Annotated in this window: 21 protein-coding genes, 1 tRNA gene and 1 pseudogene; 11 read left to right on the forward strand and 12 right to left on the reverse strand. The window is 43.0% G+C overall.

Going from position 1 to position 19921, the window contains the following annotated elements; translation table 11 throughout:
• Positions 1-13: 13 nt before the first annotated feature.
• Positions 14-1357: an acetyl-CoA carboxylase biotin carboxylase subunit gene (gene accC / locus F8S12_RS35905; protein WP_196521116.1), complete on the reverse strand. Its 1344-nt coding sequence runs from the start codon at positions 1355-1357 to the stop codon at positions 14-16.
• A gap of 430 nt (positions 1358-1787) precedes the next feature.
• On the opposite strand from accC, the gene F8S12_RS35910 reads away from it, so the two are divergent.
• The 6 genes from F8S12_RS35910 to F8S12_RS35935 all read left to right on the forward strand — a co-directional run bounded on the left by F8S12_RS35910 (position 1788) and on the right by F8S12_RS35935 (position 6168).
• Positions 1788-1868: transfer RNA gene (locus F8S12_RS35910), tRNA-Leu, on the forward strand.
• 124 nt (positions 1869-1992) lie between these two features.
• On the forward strand, positions 1993-2616 hold the full coding sequence (locus tag F8S12_RS35915) for a chorismate lyase (RefSeq protein WP_196521117.1): 624 nt from the start codon (positions 1993-1995) through the stop codon (positions 2614-2616).
• Positions 2617-2635: 19 nt separating this feature from the next.
• The gene (locus F8S12_RS35920) at positions 2636-2812 is read left to right on the forward strand and encodes a hypothetical protein (protein WP_196521118.1); all 177 of its coding nucleotides are present in this window, start codon (positions 2636-2638) and stop codon (positions 2810-2812) included.
• Positions 2812-3375, forward strand: coding sequence for a Uma2 family endonuclease (locus F8S12_RS35925; protein ID WP_196521119.1), 564 nt, complete (start codon positions 2812-2814; stop codon positions 3373-3375). Before F8S12_RS35920 ends, F8S12_RS35925 begins: the two co-directional genes overlap by 1 nt.
• Before the next feature lie 288 nt (positions 3376-3663).
• Positions 3664-4227 carry a Uma2 family endonuclease gene (locus F8S12_RS35930; protein ID WP_196521120.1) on the forward strand — a complete coding sequence of 188 codons (564 nt, stop codon included), beginning with the start codon at positions 3664-3666 and terminating at the stop codon, positions 4225-4227.
• 180 nt (positions 4228-4407) lie between these two features.
• On the forward strand, positions 4408-6168 hold the full coding sequence (locus tag F8S12_RS35935) for a DUF3352 domain-containing protein (RefSeq protein WP_196521121.1): 1761 nt from the start codon (positions 4408-4410) through the stop codon (positions 6166-6168).
• A 65-nt stretch (positions 6169-6233) separates the two neighbouring features.
• On the opposite strand, the gene F8S12_RS35940 is transcribed toward F8S12_RS35935, so the two are convergent.
• The 7 genes from F8S12_RS35940 to F8S12_RS35965 all read right to left on the reverse strand — a co-directional run bounded on the left by F8S12_RS35940 (position 6234) and on the right by F8S12_RS35965 (position 8924).
• Positions 6234-6479, reverse strand: a complete 246-nt coding sequence (locus F8S12_RS35940; protein ID WP_196521122.1) for a hypothetical protein — start codon at positions 6477-6479, stop codon at positions 6234-6236.
• The gene (locus F8S12_RS35945) at positions 6473-6679 is read right to left on the reverse strand and encodes a hypothetical protein (RefSeq protein ID WP_196521123.1); all 207 of its coding nucleotides are present in this window, start codon (positions 6677-6679) and stop codon (positions 6473-6475) included. The genes F8S12_RS35940 and F8S12_RS35945 overlap by 7 nt, the downstream gene beginning before the upstream one ends.
• A 52-nt stretch (positions 6680-6731) precedes the next feature.
• Positions 6732-7343 (reverse strand): PIN domain-containing protein, encoded by a 612-nt coding sequence (locus tag F8S12_RS35950; RefSeq protein WP_196521124.1) that lies wholly within the window; start codon positions 7341-7343, stop codon positions 6732-6734.
• Between the two features lie 15 nt (positions 7344-7358).
• The gene (locus F8S12_RS35955) at positions 7359-7808 is read right to left on the reverse strand and encodes a hypothetical protein (RefSeq protein ID WP_196521125.1); all 450 of its coding nucleotides are present in this window, start codon (positions 7806-7808) and stop codon (positions 7359-7361) included.
• Between the two features lie 215 nt (positions 7809-8023).
• The gene (locus F8S12_RS35960; RefSeq protein WP_196521126.1) at positions 8024-8272 is read right to left on the reverse strand and encodes a DUF4926 domain-containing protein; all 249 of its coding nucleotides are present in this window, start codon (positions 8270-8272) and stop codon (positions 8024-8026) included.
• A gap of 19 nt (positions 8273-8291) precedes the next feature.
• The gene (locus tag F8S12_RS42560; protein ID WP_442946849.1) at positions 8292-8441 is read right to left on the reverse strand and encodes a DUF6883 domain-containing protein; all 150 of its coding nucleotides are present in this window, start codon (positions 8439-8441) and stop codon (positions 8292-8294) included.
• A gap of 6 nt (positions 8442-8447) precedes the next feature.
• Positions 8448-8924 carry a hypothetical protein gene (locus F8S12_RS35965; protein ID WP_196521127.1) on the reverse strand — a complete coding sequence of 159 codons (477 nt, stop codon included), beginning with the start codon at positions 8922-8924 and terminating at the stop codon, positions 8448-8450.
• 174 nt (positions 8925-9098) lie between these two features.
• Between F8S12_RS35965 and F8S12_RS35970 the strand changes: the two genes are divergently transcribed.
• The 3 genes from F8S12_RS35970 to bioU all read left to right on the forward strand — a co-directional run bounded on the left by F8S12_RS35970 (position 9099) and on the right by bioU (position 11029).
• On the forward strand, positions 9099-9344 hold the full coding sequence (locus tag F8S12_RS35970) for a UPF0175 family protein (RefSeq protein WP_196521128.1): 246 nt from the start codon (positions 9099-9101) through the stop codon (positions 9342-9344).
• Complete coding sequence (locus tag F8S12_RS35975) at positions 9341-9829, forward strand: DUF3368 domain-containing protein (protein ID WP_196521129.1); 489 nt, start codon at positions 9341-9343, stop codon at positions 9827-9829. Before F8S12_RS35970 ends, F8S12_RS35975 begins: the two co-directional genes overlap by 4 nt.
• A gap of 177 nt (positions 9830-10006) precedes the next feature.
• Positions 10007-11029 (forward strand): (S)-8-amino-7-oxononanoate synthase BioU, encoded by a 1023-nt coding sequence (gene bioU / locus F8S12_RS35980; RefSeq protein ID WP_196521130.1) that lies wholly within the window; start codon positions 10007-10009, stop codon positions 11027-11029.
• Positions 11030-11165: 136 nt separating this feature from the next.
• Here the strand turns inward: bioU and F8S12_RS35985 are convergent, their stop codons facing one another.
• The 4 genes and pseudogenes from F8S12_RS35985 to F8S12_RS36000 all read right to left on the reverse strand — a co-directional run bounded on the left by F8S12_RS35985 (position 11166) and on the right by F8S12_RS36000 (position 16456).
• A complete protein-coding gene (locus F8S12_RS35985) occupies positions 11166-11702 on the reverse strand; it encodes a hypothetical protein (protein ID WP_196521131.1) in 537 nt (178 codons plus the stop codon).
• A gap of 114 nt (positions 11703-11816) precedes the next feature.
• Positions 11817-13034 (reverse strand): type II secretion system F family protein, encoded by a 1218-nt coding sequence (locus F8S12_RS35990; RefSeq protein WP_196521132.1) that lies wholly within the window; start codon positions 13032-13034, stop codon positions 11817-11819.
• Positions 13035-13186: 152 nt separating this feature from the next.
• Positions 13187-14317: pseudogene (locus tag F8S12_RS35995) on the reverse strand (type IV pilus twitching motility protein PilT); the annotation flags it as partial.
• 126 nt (positions 14318-14443) lie between these two features.
• A complete protein-coding gene (locus F8S12_RS36000) occupies positions 14444-16456 on the reverse strand; it encodes a GspE/PulE family protein (protein ID WP_196521134.1) in 2013 nt (670 codons plus the stop codon).
• A 456-nt stretch (positions 16457-16912) separates the two neighbouring features.
• Between F8S12_RS36000 and grpE the strand changes: the two genes are divergently transcribed.
• A complete protein-coding gene (gene grpE, locus F8S12_RS36005; protein WP_196521136.1) occupies positions 16913-17650 on the forward strand; it encodes a nucleotide exchange factor GrpE in 738 nt (245 codons plus the stop codon).
• A gap of 227 nt (positions 17651-17877) precedes the next feature.
• A complete protein-coding gene (gene dnaK / locus F8S12_RS36010; RefSeq protein WP_196521135.1) occupies positions 17878-19836 on the forward strand; it encodes a molecular chaperone DnaK in 1959 nt (652 codons plus the stop codon).
• The last annotated feature ends 85 nt before the right edge of the window (positions 19837-19921 follow it).

Consider the following 19921-nt stretch of genomic DNA (forward strand, 5'->3'; position numbering starts at 1 on the left):
ACTCCCCACTCCCTTAACCGTTCATCTCCTGCACAAAATTTGTATAGACATTACCCTGCAAAAACTGCGGATTTTCCATAATTTTTTGATGAAACCCGATAGTGGTGGGTAATCCTGTGATGGCACATTCCCGGAGTGCGCGTTTCATGCGGTTAATAGCAGTAGGTCGGTCTGGCCCCCAAACAATTAACTTGCCGATCAAGGAATCGTAGTAAGGCGGGATTTGGTAATCTGTGTAAACGTGGGAATCAATCCGAACACCAGGCCCTCCAGGGGGAAGATAGCCGCTAATCCGTCCAGGAGAAGGGCGAAAATCGTGATCGGGGTCTTCGGCGTTAATCCGGCATTCGATCGCATGACCCCGCAACACTACTTGCTCTTGGGTAAGCTTAAGTCTTTCCCCTTGGGCAATCCGAATTTGTTCGGCAACTAAATCTATCCCAGTAATCATCTCTGTTACAGGATGTTCTACTTGAATCCGGGTGTTCATTTCCATAAAGTAGAATTTACCCGATCTATCCAAGAGAAACTCGATAGTACCCGCCCCAGTGTAGTTAATGAATTGGGCAGCTTTTACAGCAGCTTCTCCCATTTTCTCACGTAGGTCTTGGTCGAGAGCCGGACTGGGGGCTTCTTCCAGTAGCTTTTGATTTCGGCGCTGAATAGAGCAATCGCGTTCACCCAAGTGGATAACATTACCGTAGTTATCCGCCAAAATTTGAAATTCAATATGGCGGGGACGTTCAATAAATTTTTCTATATAAACGCCAGAATTACCAAATGCTGCTCCTGCTTCCCCTTGGGCTGCCAAAAAAAGTTTGACAAATTCGTCTTCAGAACGAACTAAGCGCATACCCCGTCCACCGCCCCCGGCTGTGGCTTTGATCATCACTGGATAGCCGATATCCTTAGCGAATCCTAATCCTTCTTCCTCAGATTCTACCAACCCCTCACTACCTGGTACTGTTGGTACTCCAGCTTTTTGCATCGTTTCTTTGGCAGTGGCTTTATCCCCCATGCGCCTGATAGCTTCTGGAGTTGGGCCGATAAAAGCAATATGATGGTCGGCACAGATTTCCGCAAACCGGGCATTTTCTGCCAAAAAGCCATAACCTGGATGAATGGCAGTCGCATTGCGCGTCAATGCGGCAGCAATAATATTGGGAATATTCAAATAACTTTTACTGCTAGCAGGTTCCCCAATACAAACCGCTTCGTCAGCAAGCTGGACATGGAGGGCATTACGGTCAACGGTAGAGTGAACCGCAACTGTCGCAATCCCCATTTCTTCACAAGCGCGGAGAATGCGAAGGGCAATTTCTCCCCGATTGGCAATTAATATTTTGTCAAACTTCATTTTTTAGTTTCGATATCATTACCAGTAGTTGGTATTTTCTCTGATCCAACTTCAAATAACACTTTCGCATTATTTCAAATTATCACAGGAGATTTGCCACCCCGATCTAAGCAAACTCGCATATTGCAGGCTTGCTGCCTCTACGGTTCTTACTACACTAACAACATTGCGGCTGTAAGTCTTGGCTAGCTTCCTAAATTGGGCTTTGGCCTCACCGATAGCGTAGACGCAGGAGCGTCACAGATCGTCCTAGACATCGCAGCCGAACATAGTAAGTAGCTCTACCCTTTTTAATATGACTTGTGCAGATGCTAGATTTCTGTCAGTCTGATACCGCCTTGAGAAAATTTATATTTTTGAGAAAAATAACTTAGATATCACCTTACTATAATTATTTTCTTATGCTATAGTCTATCTTTAGACAACCCGTGCGGATGTGGCGGAATTGGTATACGCGCACGCTTGAGGTGCGTGTGGCTTTGCCTTGCGAGTTCGAGTCTCGCCATCCGCATATTTTGTTTATTAATCAAGGGTCAATAGTCAAGGTCAAAACCTTAGACTGTTGACCCTTAAATCTGGGTATAGCTAGGGTTTTTTATGCTTTTATAGAGATAGATGAAGTTTTGTAAAAAGCATTGACTATTACTTTTACGGCGACAAACAACTTAACGCTGCCAACAGCTTGGCATCGCCTTACTCCGATTTGGGAAGGAGGGGAGGAAATAATTCAACAAAGTTTGCCTCACACTCAGCTGGCACCAGCTTGGCAGCTAATGCTTTTGGGTGACGGCTCACCGACGAGACATTTAGAATTACTCACAGGTGAACCTACAGAAGTGGATGTCATTGATATGTCATTGATTGGCATGGATTTGGATAATGCCCCTGACGTAATCCAAGCTGTGCCAGGGCCACGACTAAGGCGACAAGTGTGGCTGCGTACTGCTTCTGGTCAGCGATTAGCCTATGCTGCTTCTTGGTGGGAAGCCAGTCATGTAGATGAGTATTTGCAAAATCGCTCATTACCAATTTGGGCAAGTTTAGCTCGTCTTCGCACAGAGTTGTATCGGGATGTTCGAGGAATTTACTACGGTGACTCATCGGCGCTAGAATCTGGTTTTGATGTAACTGGGCCTTTTTGGGGACGCCACTACCTGTTTTGGCATTATGGACAGCCACTAACTTTAATTTATGAAGTTTTTTCGCCTTATTTAATTAAATATTTGGGGGCTATGCAATTAAATTCTAAAAATCAGTAAAAAGCCATAATGTGGTGCGATGTCTACGACGGGCTACTACGCCTACGCGTATCGCCAAAGAACTACGACTAATTTACCTACAGAAGCGATTTCTACGGCAACCCCAAAAGTAGAAACGAGTAATCCAGATGAAAATCTTCCAACAAACAAGAATTTCCTACTGATGTTAGCAAGAAAGACACGAGGAAAGGTTTAATGAATACTGTGGTGCTAAATCTAGAACCGATTGCCCATTTAAGCGATGAGCAATTTTATCAATTGTGTATTGCCAATCGTGATTTAAGCTTGGAAATGAATGCAGCCGGAGAATTAATAATTGTGCCACCAGTAGGAGGAGAAAGCGGAAATCAAGAAGCAGATTTAATTACAGACTTGAATAATTGGAATCGTCAAGCTAAAGTAGGGAAAGTTTTTAGTTCTTCAACTATCTTTATACTTCCCAACGGTGCAAAACGTTCGCCTGATGCTGCTTGGGTAAAATTAGAGCGGTGGGAAGCTTTAACACCAGAACAACGAAAAAAATTTCCGCCACTTGTACCCGACTTTGTGATTGAACTGCGATCGGAGACAGACAGGCTTGCACCGATTCAAGAGAAAATGCAGGAATACATTAAAAATGGTCTGCGTTTGGGTTGGCTGATTAATCCTCAAGATCGTCAAGTTGAAATTTACCGACTTTTGAAAGCTGTAGAAGTTGTACAAATGCCAGCAATTGTTTCTGGAGAAGATATATTACCTGGATTTGAGTTGCAAGTATAGGAGAGTTACAAATTACACCTCAAGAAATCTTCGTAAGAATTCAGGAGTCACTGCCGGAGGCAGGGGAGCAGGGAGCGGGGAGCAGGGGAGAGACTGGGACAGAGCTTGTACTCCTCCCCAGATCGAGCGTCCTTTATGACGATACTTCATACATAAATTTCCTTCACGATAATACTGCATTCCTTTTAAATTCTGAATTCTGACTCCTGGGTGCTGAATTCTTACACATCTTCCAACAAGCAAGAATTTCCTACTGATGTTAGCAAGAAAGACACGAGGAAAGGTTTAATGAATACTGTGGTGCTAAATCTAAAACCGATTGCTCATTTAAGCGATGAGCAATTTTATCAATTGTGTATTGCCAATCGTGATTTAAGCCTGGAAATGAATGCAGCCGGAGAATTAATAATTGTGCCACCAGTAGGAGGAGAAAGCGGAAATCAAGAGGCTGGACTGATCGCTGATTTAGAAATTTGGAATCGTCAAGCTAAATTAGGGAAAGTTTTTAGTTCTTCAACTATCTTTATACTTCCCAACGGTGCAAAACGTTCTCCTGATGCTGCTTGGGTAAAATTGGAGCGGTGGGAAGCTTTAACACCAGAACAACGAAAAAAATTTCCGCCACTTGTACCCGACTTTGTGATTGAACTGCGATCGGAGACAGACAGGCTTGCACCGATTCAAGAGAAAATGCAGGAATACATTAAAAATGGTCTGCGTTTGGGTTGGCTGATTAATCCTCAAGATCGTCAAGTTGAAATTTACCGACTTTTGAAAGCTGTAGAAGTTGTACAAATGCCAGCAATTGTTTCTGGAGAAGATATATTACCTGGATTTGAGTTGCAAGTATAAAAATACTAAGCCAAAAACATAGCTTTTAAAAGACTAAGGAAAGTTGATTACCGAAGTATCATCAATATCGAGGGTGGAAAAATTTAATATAATTGACTGCCCTCAAGAATGGGTAAGCCTGTCAGTGTACTTTACTGATCAGGCAAGTAATAATTTTGCAAGTATGAGGTATAGGTTTCAATGGCACCGCCTCTTATGTCTGTTCCGATGAAGAAAAATAAGAAACCGTCTCTGGTGCTGACGCTCTCGGCTGCTGGGTTGTTGATTGGTGCTGGGAGTGCAGCATACTGGTTGTTAGCCCAGAGAGAACCATCTTGGAGCGATTTGTTAGTAGGTGCAAATATTATTCCTAGTGATGCCCTGTTTGCGGTTTCCCTGACAACAGATCCCCAGCAGTGGCAGAAATTGCGGGAGTTTGGGACAAAAGAAACTCAAGCAGAATTGGACAAAAATTTAGTTCAGTTGCGCGATCGCTTTCTGACTAATAATGGTTACAACTTCCAGAAAGATATTGCTCCTTGGGTAGGCGATGATGTTACGATCGCAATTCTTGCCCCAGCAACAGCGAGTAAACCTGCACCTAAACCAGTTACCACCAATGAAGATGCTGCGAGTGATCAGCAGTCGATGGTAATGGTATTGCCAGTGAAAAACCCAGAAATTGCCAAAAGCATTTTGGCACAACTCAAAACCCTTAAACAAGGCAAATGGATTGACCGTACTTATCAAGGAATCGCCATTAAACAAAATCAGGGACAAGCAGGAGAAAACTTCTCAGCAGCATCACTAGATGGGCGTTTTTTAGTCATAACTGATAGCCCCAAAGCCACAGAACGAGCGATCGACGCCTACAAAAGTAAAACATCCCTAGCCACAATAGGGGGCTTTGTTGAGAATTTCCCGAAAATCGCCAATTACCAACCTTTTGCCCAGTTTTACGTAAATGTGCCAACAGCAGCCAAAATAGCCGCGTCTTCTCCAAACCGCCGTTTACCTGCTCAAGTTTTGGCTCAACTTCAAAATAACCAAGGTTTAGCAGGGACAATTACCTTAGAGCCAGAAGGAATCCGCTTAAAGGGCGTTTCTTGGCTAAACCCTAATAGTCAACGTGTGCTGACGGTGGAAAACAAAGCTGGGAAAATGCAAAGCCGCGTCCCAGCCGAAACCTTAATGATGCTTTCTGGCGGTAACTTACAAAGGTTGTGGGGAGACTACGTTTTGACATCTCAGAGAAATCCCCTCTCGCCGATCGCACCAGAACAGATCAGAAGTGGTATAAAATCTCTTACCGATCTCGATTTAGATAAGGATTTGCTCAGTTGGATGAAAGGCGAGTTTTCCTTATCACTAATTCCGACTACTCCAAAACAAGGTTCACCAGATGATTTTCTTGCGGGTTTAGTGTTTATGGTACAGGCAAGCGATGCCTACGGCGGGCAAAGCCTACGCAAATTAGCTGAAGCATCCATAAAACAGCTCGATGAAGTGATGAAAAATCAATATCAGTTCCAAGTCCAGTCGGGGAAAGTTGCAGGTCAACCTGTTGTTAACTGGGTTTCACCTTATGGTACCTTAACTGCCACCCACGGCTGGTTAGATAAAGATATCGCCTTTCTAGTAGTGGGCGCTCCCATCACTGATAAAATTGTTCCCAAACCCAATAACACACTAGCTAGCACTCTTTCCTTCCAACAAACAGTTCCAACAGAACCAAATCCGACAAATGGTCAATTTTTCCTGGACGTGGAGCGAACTGTGAAAAATTTCCCTTTACCAACTCTAATTCCCAATCAACAATCTTTGCTAGCTGCAACGCGCTCAATTGGGATGACATCTTCTGTCAGTGACAATCGCAGTAACCGTTACGACATTTTTATCGCACTCAAAAAAGTTAGGAACTCGACTGCCTTGCCTAGTCCAAAAAGCAATAATAACAACTAATTTCTGAGTATTACACCAACTAAAATTATTAGGCCTCTTGCATAAATGGGCGATCGCACTCAAAATTACCGTAAGCGATGTCTACGACGGGCTACGCCTACGCACTTTTCTGTTAACTGGGTTTTATCAAACTCAAACGGATTCCACAATCTCACTTGTGTAATCCAACGGAAATCATCTATATTTCTTGTTATCAAAGTTAGTCGAGACACCAAAGGAGTGCCGGCAATAATTGCATCACCTAAAGTCACTCTCAATTGGGCGTTTTCTAGTTGAGCAGAATATATAATAATATTCCTATCGATCAGCACGTTTTATCGTCCCGGAAATGAACTACAGCAAGCTTTTCTAATATTTCAGCCATTCTTTGTCCCCGTCCTTGTTTATCTATGACTGATTCATTTTCCAGCAATGTCACATGAACTGGGATTTGTTGCTCTCCCAATGTCGGTACATCATCAATCCACTCTAAACGACTTCCTTTCAACCAAGCTCTAAATGTTTTTAGCATTATTTCGCTCTTTACTCTTTATCTATCTTGGCATCGCTCTCTAATCTAATAATTAAATTGACTGCAACCATCCTAAAAAGTCTCCTGTACTTGCAACATATTTTTGTATTCCTGCTGCACCCAATACTTGCTTAATCTCTTTTGTACCGAAGTCTTTAGAATTTCCGCTCAACAAAACTTTCTGATCATCTGAAGATGTTTTAGCATGAGCAAGGATACAATGTAAAATTAAGTTATCTGTCGGATCAGGAATGAATTGTTGATTGAGGCTGGTAATGAGTATAGATGATTCTAAATTTATTAATTCTACATTATTAGCTGCCCATTCAAGAACTTTAAAAAGTCGAATATTAATGTCATTAATTCTGGCTTTGTTCTTAATTATTGCTTCTTCAAGGCATTTTTGAATTTCTTTAGAGTTTTGAGAGTTTATATCTCCTTGTAGTTTAGTTATTTCTGTATCCAAGTTGTCTTTAAAACGATTGCTATTGTTCCGTTCATTCTTTAGTACAGAAAGAGATTCCATATAACAAATTGAAGGGGTACTAATTTTTATTAGTGACATTTTATCAGAAAATTTAGAATACACTAAATCCTCAGAATTTTTATCTTGGTTCTTAGCAAAAGTAATGAAAAAATTAGTTTCAATATAGAGCGTAATCACTAGATTTGCTCTCCTCTACTGTGCTGCATCTGCAAGCTTTTCTACAAAACCTATCTGCGTTAATTCTTGGTTTTTAGGTGGATTCTCTGTTTTCCAGTTGTAAGCTAAATCTCTCAACCATCCCTCAACTAATGTTTCTAGATAATACTCAAAAATCCTTTTTTTGCTAAATTCTGAATCGTATTCAGACATAACTTCATGAGTTGGGAAGGTATATATAGTTTCTAGATTTTTACCATCCCATTTAAAAAAATTAATGTCTTCACGGGTAGCGGTCATAGCAAAAGGAATTATGATTCGATTATGTTCATACTCGAACTTAAGAATTTCTTCTACTTTTGCGGTAATATCTTCTACAATGTCTCTGGCTCTAACTTTTGAGACTAAAAGTTTTTGTCCATTTTTATTCCAGGCTGTAATGTCTGATATCTCTATTGTTTTGCCACTAAGCTTTTCAACGTCCATTTTTCAAATCCTCGTGACATTGACCATTTTAACCAGCTTATTAATTATAGATTATGGGCGATCGCACTCAAAATTACCGTAGGCGATCGCTTGAAGGTTAAGGGAAACAACGATCGCCATAATCGGATATTTTGCGGAAGGTTTATAGATATAATTTTATTTCAGAATATTTAATAAAGCTGCGTAGGCGTAGGCATCGCTCTGGGTGCTATCGCTTAGGCTGTCACCATTTCCGGGACTGACTCAGGGGATGCTGGCTCAAAGTGTAGTACCATAAATTGCTCTGGGCGTAAACCGACAGATTCATAAGTGCGGCCAGAGCGATCGCTAAATTCAACTTCAAACGCAGCACCATCAGCTAATAATTCTACTACTGTGCCAACTTGACCACGGTACAAGTTGTATTCAGGTAGATCAACTGTCAGTGCTACTACATCCAATAACTCAATTCTACTTTTATTCATCTTGTATCACTTCCAGATATTACAGAGGATAACAGGTTGTTAACGTTGAGACATCAAAACCTTCTTTGATAATCCAAGCACTGCGAATGATCGTAGTTTTATTTTGCCATTTGAGCGTGAAATCTAGTATGTAGCGTTGTCCAAATTTATCACGCCGCCTAACTCGCAAAACGCTTCATCGCTTTGCTGAAGGCAAAGAACCCCTGAAATCTCCGCCCTCCCAATCAGAGCCATCAAGCCAGCCATCATCCTCAGCATCCCACAACAACATATATGCAAGTAACAAGGTATTGATAAATCGCTCTACAGGAATTCCCCAATGTTTAGCCATCTTGTCTAATTGAACTTTTGCTACTGAATTTGATGATGCAAAACATTGCAACACATCATCGTGGCTACAATACCATCCAGCAATAAATTTATCAAAATAAGGTTTATATTTTTCTGTTGAATGAGGTTTCTTAAAGTTAGTGAAGCGAACGTCTCTAAAAAAGTCTAGTTTTAGACCAGCAATAAGCCCATCAGAATCTTCACCATAAATATAGTAATAAAGTGAAATACCTTGACCATTAAAACTGCGAGTAGCACGAATAATTCTGGGAGTGACGAAATCATCTCCCTCGAAATCTGCGAAAACATCCTTTATTGCCATACAAACCGTGTTCAGCCTTGAAGTATTATTCTTAGAGTTCCCAAACCAGAACAAAGCGTTACATTATTACATGAACAAGATTTACAAAAAGGATACAGTTCGGTTTATTTACCTGATTATTACTTGGCGATCGCCAAGCTGCTTAGAATAGTAGTGATAGAGAGGATTGTAATTATGAGCGTCGTCATTCCTAATGAAATATTAACCGCAACTCGGATGACTGAAGGCGAAATGAAGCAGGAAATTGCGGTGATGCTCTTTCAAAAAGAAAAGTTAACCCTTGCTCAAGCCAGTCGGTTTGCAGGGATGAATCGTATAGCATTTCAACATCTACTCGCAAGTCGTCAAATTTCAGTGCATTACGGGGTCGAGGATTTTGAACAGGATATAAAGAACTTGCGGGCGATGGGTAGACTGTGATCATTGTCAGTGATACTTCGCCCATCAATAACCTCGCCGCCATTAACCATCTTCATCTACTACAACAGCTTTACGGAACAGTCCTAATTCCTGAAGCTGTCTACCGAGAATTGACTGATCCCAACTTTCCGGTTGCAGGTGCAACTGAAGTACAAACTTTTATCTGGATTCAAACTCGTCCAGTTCAAGATCGTATACTGGTTGAAGCACTTAGCAATGAACTGGATATTGGGGAAGCTGAAGCGATCGCTCTAGCAGTGGAAATGAAAGCAGATCAAGTTTTGATTGATGAACGTCGTGGTCGCATGATTGCGGCTAGGCTAAATCTTGGTTACACAGGGATTTTAGGGATCTTGGTTGAAGCTAAAAGTCAAAGGCTGATTTCTGCTGTGAAACCCTTACTAGATGCTCTGATTAACCAAGCAGGATTCTGGATTGCTGAACCTTTGTACAAAAGCGTGCTGCTGCTTGTTGATGAAAGTTAATTTTTGATACTGTCCAAGTAGCTTACATAAAAAAACATCAGTCAGCCAAATAACCCAGGATAATGAATCATAATTAACCTCTATAGCTTTGAGCTATCAGCCATCAGCCACCAGTTACAAGCCGGAAGCTGAGATGCCGAATGCTAAAGGCTTTTGATTCAACTTAACTAATTGACTATGAATTCCGAAAAAGTAAAAAATTCTCTAAATATTTCGCCAGCTATCCGCGTGGGAGTATTAGGTTTCGGCGGACTAGGACAAGCAGCCGCCAAGCTACTTGCTGGCAAACGTGAAATGATTTTAGTCGCAGCCGCAGATCAAAAAGGCTACGCTTACGCTGCTGAGGGTTTAAATACTGAAGAATCCATTGCAACCTACCAGTCCCAAGGTTCGGTAGGTTACTTAGAACCAGTTGGTACATTAACAAATCAAAGTATTCAGGATTTAATCGAAATAGCTCAACCTGTAGATGGGTATTTTCTGGCTTTACCCAACTTGCCAAATGACTTTATTCCCACTGTAGCCAAGCAGTTTATCAAATCAGGTTGGCGTGGGGTGCTAGTGGATGCCATTAAGCGCACCACTGCTGTAGAACAACTACTGGGGATGAAAGAAGAACTGCAAGCAGCCGGAATTACCTACATGACAGGCTGTGGTGCTACACCGGGATTGTTAACCGCCGCCGCCGCATTAGCCGCCCAAAGCTACGCCGAAATTCATCAAGTCGAAATCACCTTCGGGGTGGGAATTGCTAACTGGGAAGCTTACCGTGCCACCGTTCGGGAAGACATTGGCCACATGCCTGGTTACACAGTGGAAACTGCTAAAGCGATGACTGACGCGGATGTAGAAGCACTGCTAGATAAAACTAATGGCGTGCTTACCTTGACTAATATGGAACACGCTGATGATGTGATGTTAGAAGTAGCGGGAATTTGCGATCGCGATCGCGTTACTGTTGGTGGTGTAGTTGATACTCGCAATCCCAAAAAGCCCCTCAGCACCAACGTTAAGGTAACAGGGCGCACTTTTGAAGGAAAGATTTCCACCCATACCTTTACTCTGGGAGATGAAACCAGTATGGCAGCCAATGTCTGCGGGCCAGCTTTCGGCTATCTCAAAGCTGGTAGACAATTGCACCAACGCGGCATCTATGGAATATTCACTGCTGCCGAAATTATGCCCCAATTTGTTAAGTAATAGTTAGGAGTTAGGAGTTAAAAGTTAAAAGTTAAAAACCTAAACTTGAGATTTAAAAATCTCTGGTTTTGTTCAAAATTTGCAATTTAAAACTCCTAACTTTTTCTAATCTGGTGGATTTTCTGGAGAGAAAATATCAAATATCTATGAAATTCTCCTCAAGCAGCAAATCTGGTGTTTGCAAAATAAATGGAAGTTCGGCTCCTATTAAACCTCTTTGGATGCGTTCTAAAGTCTCACTAAAAACGACAAACAGAGGATAGATAGTATTAGAACCCTGACTTAAAATATGACTATGGCACAGAGGCATCAACCACTCATAATCATTGTCTAGCAAAACTTGGGTTTGTCGCCAACGTCCTAACAAATCAGAAAAGTCTTCATGAGCACGATGAATAAAGACTAAAATTTCTGCTTCAGTTTTGATTTTCCACTCTGGATCGCACATCAAAATTGCCACATCACAGGGTAAACAAATCGTTTGTGGGGCTGTGGTAGCAGTGTTGCGAAGACGAACAATGGGCAAGGGTATAGTGATGACACTTTCATCTGGACGGCGCAGACTGGGAATCATTTCCAAGTATGGTCGATATTGCTTTAGTAAGGCGATCGCAGCTAGATGATTGCTGTACTCTGCCAAACTCGCTTCGTAGTGAGATTTTTGCACAATCATAGTTTATTAAATAGTGAGTAGTTAGGAGTGATAAGTTAAGAATAAAATTTATAAGTTGTAAGTTATAAACACAAGTTTTAACTCCTAACTCTTAACTCCTAACTTTTAATTTCCCTATCCCAACTTTTCAAATACTGCAAACATAGGCAGATACATCGCTAGCAAAATGGTTCCAACCATCCCCCCTAGAACTACAATCATCACTGGTTCTAAAATACTGGTCATTGCTTTTACTGCTTGTTCAACTTCATCTTCATAGAAATCGGCAACTTTCATCAACATTGCATCTAATTCTCCAGTTTCTTCGCCGATACTAATCATCTGAATTGCCATAGCCGGAAAAACGCTATCTTTTTGTAAAGCAATGCTAATCATGCCTCCTTGTTGAATCTCTAAACGGGCTGCATCTATGGCATTAGCAATTACTTGGTTTCCTGATGTATCTCGAACAATTTCCAAGCAAGTTAAAATTGGTACACCTGAACGAGTCAAAGAACCAAAAGTCCTACTAAAACGAGCAACCGAAGATTTTTGAATTAAGTCACCAAACAACGGCATCTTCAGGGAAAAACGATCAATTGTTATGCGACCAACAGGAGTTTTACCGTATTGTGTAAAGGCAAATTTTAGTCCTACAAGAATACCAATAAGCACGAAAACCTTCGGACTTCTCAAAAAGAGACTAGCATCCATCAGGAATTGCGTTAGAGGTGGTAATGTAGTTCCAATTTCTACGAAAATCTTCGCAAAAATGGGAATAAGAAAAATGGTCATACCGAGGAAGATCGCAACTGCTATAAAACCCACGACCACTGGATAAGACAATGCTGATTTAATTTGGTTTTGTAAGCGGGCAACATCTTCTAACAACTTGGCTAAACGATTCAATACTTCGTCTAGAACACCACCAACTTCGCCAGCTTGAATCATACTCACATATAATCCATCAAAGCAGTCAGGATGCTTCCGCATTGACTCTGAAAGATTCATTCCGCTTTGAACATCGGTGCTAATCTCCACAAGAGCTTGTTTCAGTTTAGGATTACTGCACTGTTCAGAAAGTACCCCCAAACTTCTAACGATCGCAACTCCTGCATTCATCAAAACAGCGAATTGACGCGAAAAAACGGCTTTGTCTTTTACAGAAACCTTAACTAAGGAAGTCTGGAATTTTTTTAAGTCAAAATTAAATCCTTGAAATTGTTTGAGTTCTTGGATTACAAAACCTTGATCTCTGAGATTAGTACGAGCTTGCGTCAAGGATTCCGCAACAATTTTTTCTGTTCGGGATTTTCCTTGAGAGTCTCTAACACGGGCAACATAGGTTGGCATAAGTAAATTACAAAATAGTCATTGGGCATTGGGTATTGGGTATTGGGTATTGGGCATTGGGCATTGGGCATTGGGCATTGGGTATTGGGCATTGGGTATTGGGTATTGTTGTTCTCCTTGTCCTCCTTGTCTCCCTTGTCCCTTGTCCTCCTTTAATGCGCTCTAGCGGCTGCCGCACCTGGTTTCGCACCTGCTGCTTGTGGTGGAGCAGTACCCATGAGACGTTGAATTTCATCTGGTTTAGAAGTCTTAGACATCGCCGCTTCAAAGGAGATCGTTCCTGCTTTGTAAAAATCTGCCAAAACCTTCTCCAGAGTTTGCATCCCCAATTTGCCGCCAGTCTGGATGGCTGAGTAGATTTGAGATGTTTTGCCTTCTCGAATCAAGTTGGAAATAGCAGGAGTGACAATTAGAATTTCTTGAGCCATCACCCGGCCATACTCACCGGGTTTAGGGTTTTTCTTGGGTACCAAGGTTTGGCTAAATACTGCTACTAATGAGTTGGACAACTGCACCCGCACTTGGGTTTGTCTTTCATGGGGGAAAACGTCAATAATCCGGTCAACAGTTTGGGCGGCGGAACTAGTGTGTAGAGTACCAAATACCAAGTGTCCTGTTTCCGCAGCAGAAATCGCCAAAGAAATCGTTTCCAAATCGCGCATTTCCCCCACCAGAACAATATCTGGGTCTTCCCGCAAAGCCGCTTTCAAGGCATTAGCAAAGCTCTTAGTATCTTCACCCAGTTGTCGTTGGTGAACCAAGCTTTTAATTGGTTCGTAGACAAATTCAATCGGGTCTTCCACCGTTAAAATATGCTCTGCCTTGGTGCGGTTAATCAAGTCAATCATTGCCGCTAGGGTAGTTGTCTTGCCGGAACCTGTAGGGCCTGTTACCAGAATTAGCCCTCTGGGCTTATCTGTCATTTCCCGCACCACATCTGGCAGACCTAATTTTTCAAAGTTAGGAATCTTAGAACTTAATGCCCGTAAGCAAGCAGCATAAGAACCACGTTCTTTATAGACATTGACCCGGAAGCGAGCCAAACCCTTAACACCATAAGAACAATCCAACTCCCAGGTCTGCTCTAAGGTTTTACGCTGGGTGTTGTTGAGCATACTAAAAATCAGCCTTTGACATTGATCTGCCGTCAATATATGCTCACCTATGGGGGTGAGTTTGCCACTGATGCGGAAGTAGGGAGGCAAACCTGCGGATAAATGCAAATCCGAGCCACCCATTTCAATCAACTGCTCCATCAGGTCTTCAATCATCATTTCCATAGTTCTGCTTCCTTTTAATGTTTGTTATTTATCCTTTGTGCTTTGTCATTTGTTTAAAGTTACTAACCATCGACCAATAACTAAGAACCAATGACCAATGACCAATGACTAATGACTAATGACCAATGACTAATTTTGAAACCGAGATGTCATACAGTAGGGACAATCCAGCCATTCTGGTTTCAATGTGGCATCGCAAGTTAGACAGGTGAGACCAGTCTTACGTTTGGCTTTTAACTCGGCTTCCAAACCCGTATCAGTAAACGTCACTCGTTCTACTTCTTCCAGGGTGGTAGAACCTTGGCGTACTAAATCCAAACTGTAAGTCAGTAAGGTTTTCATCCCCTCTTCTATTGCCACTTCCTTGATACGTTCCGTGGGTGCTTCTTGGTTGATGAGAGTTTGCAGGTTTTCGGTAACTCGCATGACTTCATAAACACCACAACGCCCTTTGTAGCCGATACCATTACACACTGGGCAAAGCTGATTTTGACTTTTGGCTTCCGCGATCGCTGCTAATGTCAAGGTGTTAGCTTTATAGAAGGTGACTGTGACATCTGAGGAAGCTGATAGACCATAGCGAGCCAATTCCTGGATGTTAGGAGTGTAGGGAATGCGACATTCAGAGCAGACACGCCGCACCAAACGTTGAGCTAAAACGCCAATTAGGGAACTGGAAACCATGAAAGGCTCAATACCCATTTCTCCCAAACGAGCGATCGCTCCTGGGGCATCATTGGTATGTAAGGTAGTTAATACTAAGTGACCAGTCAAGGCAGCCTCAATTGCTGTTTTTGCCGTTTCTTTATCCCGCGTTTCACCCACCAGCAGCACATCTGGATCTTGCCGCAAGAAAGCCCGCAAAGCTGTCGCAAAATCCAGCCCTTTTTCCCGAATCACCTGTACTTGAGTAATCCCTGGAAGGCTATACTCAATTGGGTCTTCCACAGTACTAATATTAATACCGGGATCATTCTTTTCTGACAATGCAGAATACAGCGAGGTTGTTTTTCCAGAACCAGTTGGCCCAGTCACCAAAATTAGACCAAAGGGACGGCTAACCATATCCTGGACAATACGCAAAGTCTCCGGATCGGTAATTAACTTATTCAATCCCAATTGGGTAGAGGAGTTATCCAAAATCCGTAGCACCACCTTTTCCCCGTAACGACTGGGTAAGGTGCTGACCCGGAAATCTACTTTACGTCCCTCAAACATCCGTCGGATGCGTCCATCTTGGGGTATACGCCGTTCAGCAATGTCTAGATTGGAGATAATTTTAAATCGGGCTGTCACCGCCGGGATAATTTTTTTCGGGAGGGGAGGGAAAGCTTCGCTCAATATGCCATCCTTCCGAAAGCGAATGCGTAAGTTTTCTTCTTGGGGTTCGATATGGATGTCAGAAACCTTCTCATGCAAGGCTTTAGCCAGGATTCTGTTGACTAGGTTGATGACTGGGGCATCCTCTGCACCCTTCATTGCCGCCCCTAGATCAGCCTCCATATCATCAGGCGCATCCTCAAGATCAAGATTTCCGAGGTTTTCTAAATCCTGATTAATATCTGTAAACTTTTCTTGTTCCAGGTGCTTTTGCTTAACAGCCATTTCATCCAGATATTGGTTGATTAGCTGTTGGTAGTCTTCCTGTGTAATCACCATCCGCTGCAATGCCAAGCCTTGGGGGCGCAAAATGCGGTTCAGGTCATCGGAAGCCTCTAAATTATCTGGAGCGACCATCGCCACTAAAACTGAGGGCGGGGTTTGGTCTTCGTGTTTTGAGAGTGGTACTAAACGATGGCGGCGGCAGATATCCACTGGGATCAGGGTTTCAATCAGGTTCCCCATCATCGTGTTGCCAACAGAGTTGACTTCCGGATCGAGAAATTCAACACCGTATAGTATTTTAAGTTCAAATAACTGCTGTTTTTTGTATTGCCTAAGCAACTCAGGCGATAGTTGTTGACCAGTTATTGACTCTAGTACTTCCGTTAAGGGTCTGCCAGATTTGCGGCTTTCAATTAGTGCCTGCCTCATCTGGTCGGTATTGACATAGCCAGATTGCACTAGCTTGTTGCCGAAGGGCGAAAACTCTGTTCTGGTTGTTAGAGCGGTACTGCGCCGTTGTGGTGACGAGGAAGTCATAAATGAGCAATGAGTAGGGGAAACCTCTGCTTAAAGTATTCCCCTACTGTGAGCCAGAATTCTCATTTACCAAAAAAGTCCTAAATCACCGAAAGAGTGCTGAGTCCTGAGTAACGAGTGCTGAGTAAAAAAACCAATACTTCGACCCTTCGGCGAGTCTTACCCTGAGCTTGCCGAAGGATCGAAGGACTCACGGCAGGCGAAGCTCAGTAACCATAATTCCCCTTCTTCCAAAAGGTCTGAGAGGATATTCGGCGCCACTCTTCTAAATTACTCATTCGGATTCCCGCCTTAGTGGGGTCTGGGCTAAGGTGTTCGCCATTTGTCACAATAAGAGTTACATCAGTTCCAGAAAGCTGTCGGCAATAAAATCAGCCTCAGTAGCAAGTCGTGGATGACGACGGTTGTAAGCTGTGGAGATACACTGCCATCAAAAGCATCTGGAACGAGTGGACAATAATGGATGAAAATAAACAGATAAACAACACAAGCCAGCAATTGGGTGAACCAACAGAGGTAAAGCAAGCAATGAAGAGTGACTCCCCAGCCCAAATTAATTTCAATGAATCTGGCAGCGAGGTTACTGAGCAAGTGGCAGCCCAAACCAATGTACCGGGGGATACGGCTACTCTCAATTCAGAAAATGATGTCGCCGCAACTGAGAAAACTGAAGTGGAAACAGCAGCTTTGGCAGAACTGACTCAACAAATCGAGTCTCTCAAAACGCAACTAGAAGAGCGTAGTACTCAATATATGCGGATTGCCGCTGATTTTGAGAATTACCGGAAACGCACTAGCAAAGAAAAAGAAGAGCTAGAGGTGCAGATGAAGCGGAACACGATTCTGGAATTGCTGCCAGTAGTCGATAATTTTGAGCGGGCGCGATCGCACCTCAAACCGCAATCTGATGCCGAAATGACGATGCACAAAAGTTACCAAGGCGTTTACAAACAATTAGTAGATAGCCTGAAACGCTTAGGTGTATCACCAATGCGTCCTGAAGAGCAAGAATTTGATCCTAACCTTCATGAAGCAGTAATGCGGGAACCTACGGATGAACATCCTGAAGGAACAGTGTTAGAAGAGTTAGTGCGCGGATATTACTTGGGCGATCGCGTGCTGCGCCATGCAATGGTCAAAGTAGCTGCTCCAAAGGAAGATACACCTTCTGCACAGGAAGATCAGTTGAGTTAAGCTGTAGTCGCTCGCCTCGCTGATCAAAAGTGCCTGAGTTCTAGCAAGGACGAGCATCGCGTATCTAAAACTTGGACAAGGCTTTGGATAACTCTCTGTGTTTCAACTTCTCTCTTGCTACCAGCAATAGGGGTTCCACAGACGTTATCCGCTAGCCTTGATTCAAAGCAAAAAAGTTAGTCCGCGACATATTACAGCAGAGAAACTCAGTAAAAATACTGACAAATATGGGAAAAGTTATTGGGATCGACTTAGGCACTACTAACAGTTGCGTCGCAGTTTTGGAAGGCGGTCAGCCACTTGTGATCGCTAGTTCTGAAGGTGGACGCACTACTCCTAGTATTTTGGGATTTGGCAAGGGTGGCGATCGCTTGGTTGGTCAATTGGCAAAGCGCCAAGCCGTAACCAATGCCGAAAACACCATTTACAGTATTAAAAGATTTATCGGTCGGCGTTGGGAAGACACAGAAATAGAACGCGATCGCGTTCCCTACAACTGTGTCAAAGGTCGAGACGATACCGTTGATGTCCAAATTCGCTCAAAAAACTATACCCCACAAGAACTATCCGCCATGATCCTGCAAAAGCTGAAGCAGGATGCGGAAAATTTCTTGGGTGAGGAGGTGACTCAGGCAGTGATCACCGTACCCGCATATTTTACAGATGCCCAAAGGCAAGCAACTAAAGATGCTGGCACCATTGCTGGATTAGAAGTTCTGCGAATCATCAACGAACCAACGGCTGCGGCTTTAGCTTTTGGATTGGAAAAGCAAGACCAAGAGCAGCTAATTTTAGTATTCGACTTGGGAGGCGGCACATTCGATGTATCTATCCTGCAACTTGGGGATGGCGTTTTTGAAGTTAAGGCTACTTGTGGTAACAACCACTTAGGTGGAGACGACTTTGATAATGCGATCGTGCGTTGGATGATGGAACGCTTTCAGCAAGAGGAAAAAATCGACATTTCCAAAGATAAGATGGCACTACAACGCCTGCGGGAAGCAGCAGAAAAGGCAAAAATTGAACTCTCCACTATGGTGAATACTTCGATTAACTTGCCGTTTATCACCGCCGATGACACCGGCCCCAAGCATCTGGAGATGGAACTTAGCCGCTCTAAATTTGAAGAACTCGCACTTAATTTAATTGAAGCGACCATCGAACCAATGATCCAAGCGCTCAAAGATGCGGATCTCAAACCAGCAGCCATAGATCGGATTATTTTGGTAGGTGGTTCTACCCGTATTCCCGCAGTCCAAAACGCGCTAATTAAATTTTTCAATGGCAAAGCTCCCGATCGCTCTATCAACCCTGACGAAGCTGTAGCATTAGGAGCTGCTATCCAAGCAGGTGTATTGGGTGGCGAAGTCGATAATCTCTTATTATTGGATGTTACCCCTCTGTCCTTGGGAATTGAAACCTTGGGTGAAGTGTTCACCAAAATCATTGAACGCAACACCACAATTCCTACGAGTAGGTCACAAGTTTTTTCCACAGCAGTTGATGGGCAAACCTCGGTAGAAATTCACATCCTCCAAGGTGAACGGGCAATGGCACGAGATAACAAGAGTCTCGGCAAGTTTTTGCTAGCAGGAATTCCCCCATCTCCCCGTGGTGTGCCTCAAATTGAAGTATCCTTTGAAATCGATGTCAACGGCATCCTGAAGGTTGCTGCCCAAGACAAAGGTACAGGTAGAGAACAAAGTATCCGCATTACCAATACAGGTGGTTTGAGTACCAACGAAGTCGAACGGATGCGCCAAGAGGCCGAACTGTTTGGCGAAGAAGATAGAAGACGTAAAGAACTGGTTGAACTCAAAAACCAAGCAGATAATCTGTTATTCAGTTACGAATCCACCATCAAGGATAATGGCAACTTTATTGGCGACCAAATGAAAACTTTGGCCAGTGAAAAAGTTTTACAACTTCAAGCTGCCATGATTGACTCCAGTGTCTCCACAGTGGAATTTAAGCAGCGCCTAGACGACTTCCAACAAACCCTGCTTGCAATTGGTGCTGATGTCTACAATCGAGCTAACAACCAAAGTGATGAGATTGAGGAGGCTTCAGCTAGTCTGTTGACGCCAGAAATGGACTCACCAATGAATGGCACACTAATACCACAATTCAACTTTGATTTTGACGAAGAAAGTACCGCACAAGTTGATTATGAGGCGATAGATTAGGCATTGGGCATTGGGCATTGGGCATGGGGCATTGGGCATTGGGCAGAGGGGAAAGAGGTAATTTTTTCTCCCCCTTGCCCCCCAC

Source organism: Nostoc sp. WHI (assembly GCF_015714725.1).
Classification (GTDB): Bacteria; Cyanobacteriota; Cyanobacteriia; order Cyanobacteriales; family Nostocaceae; genus Nostoc.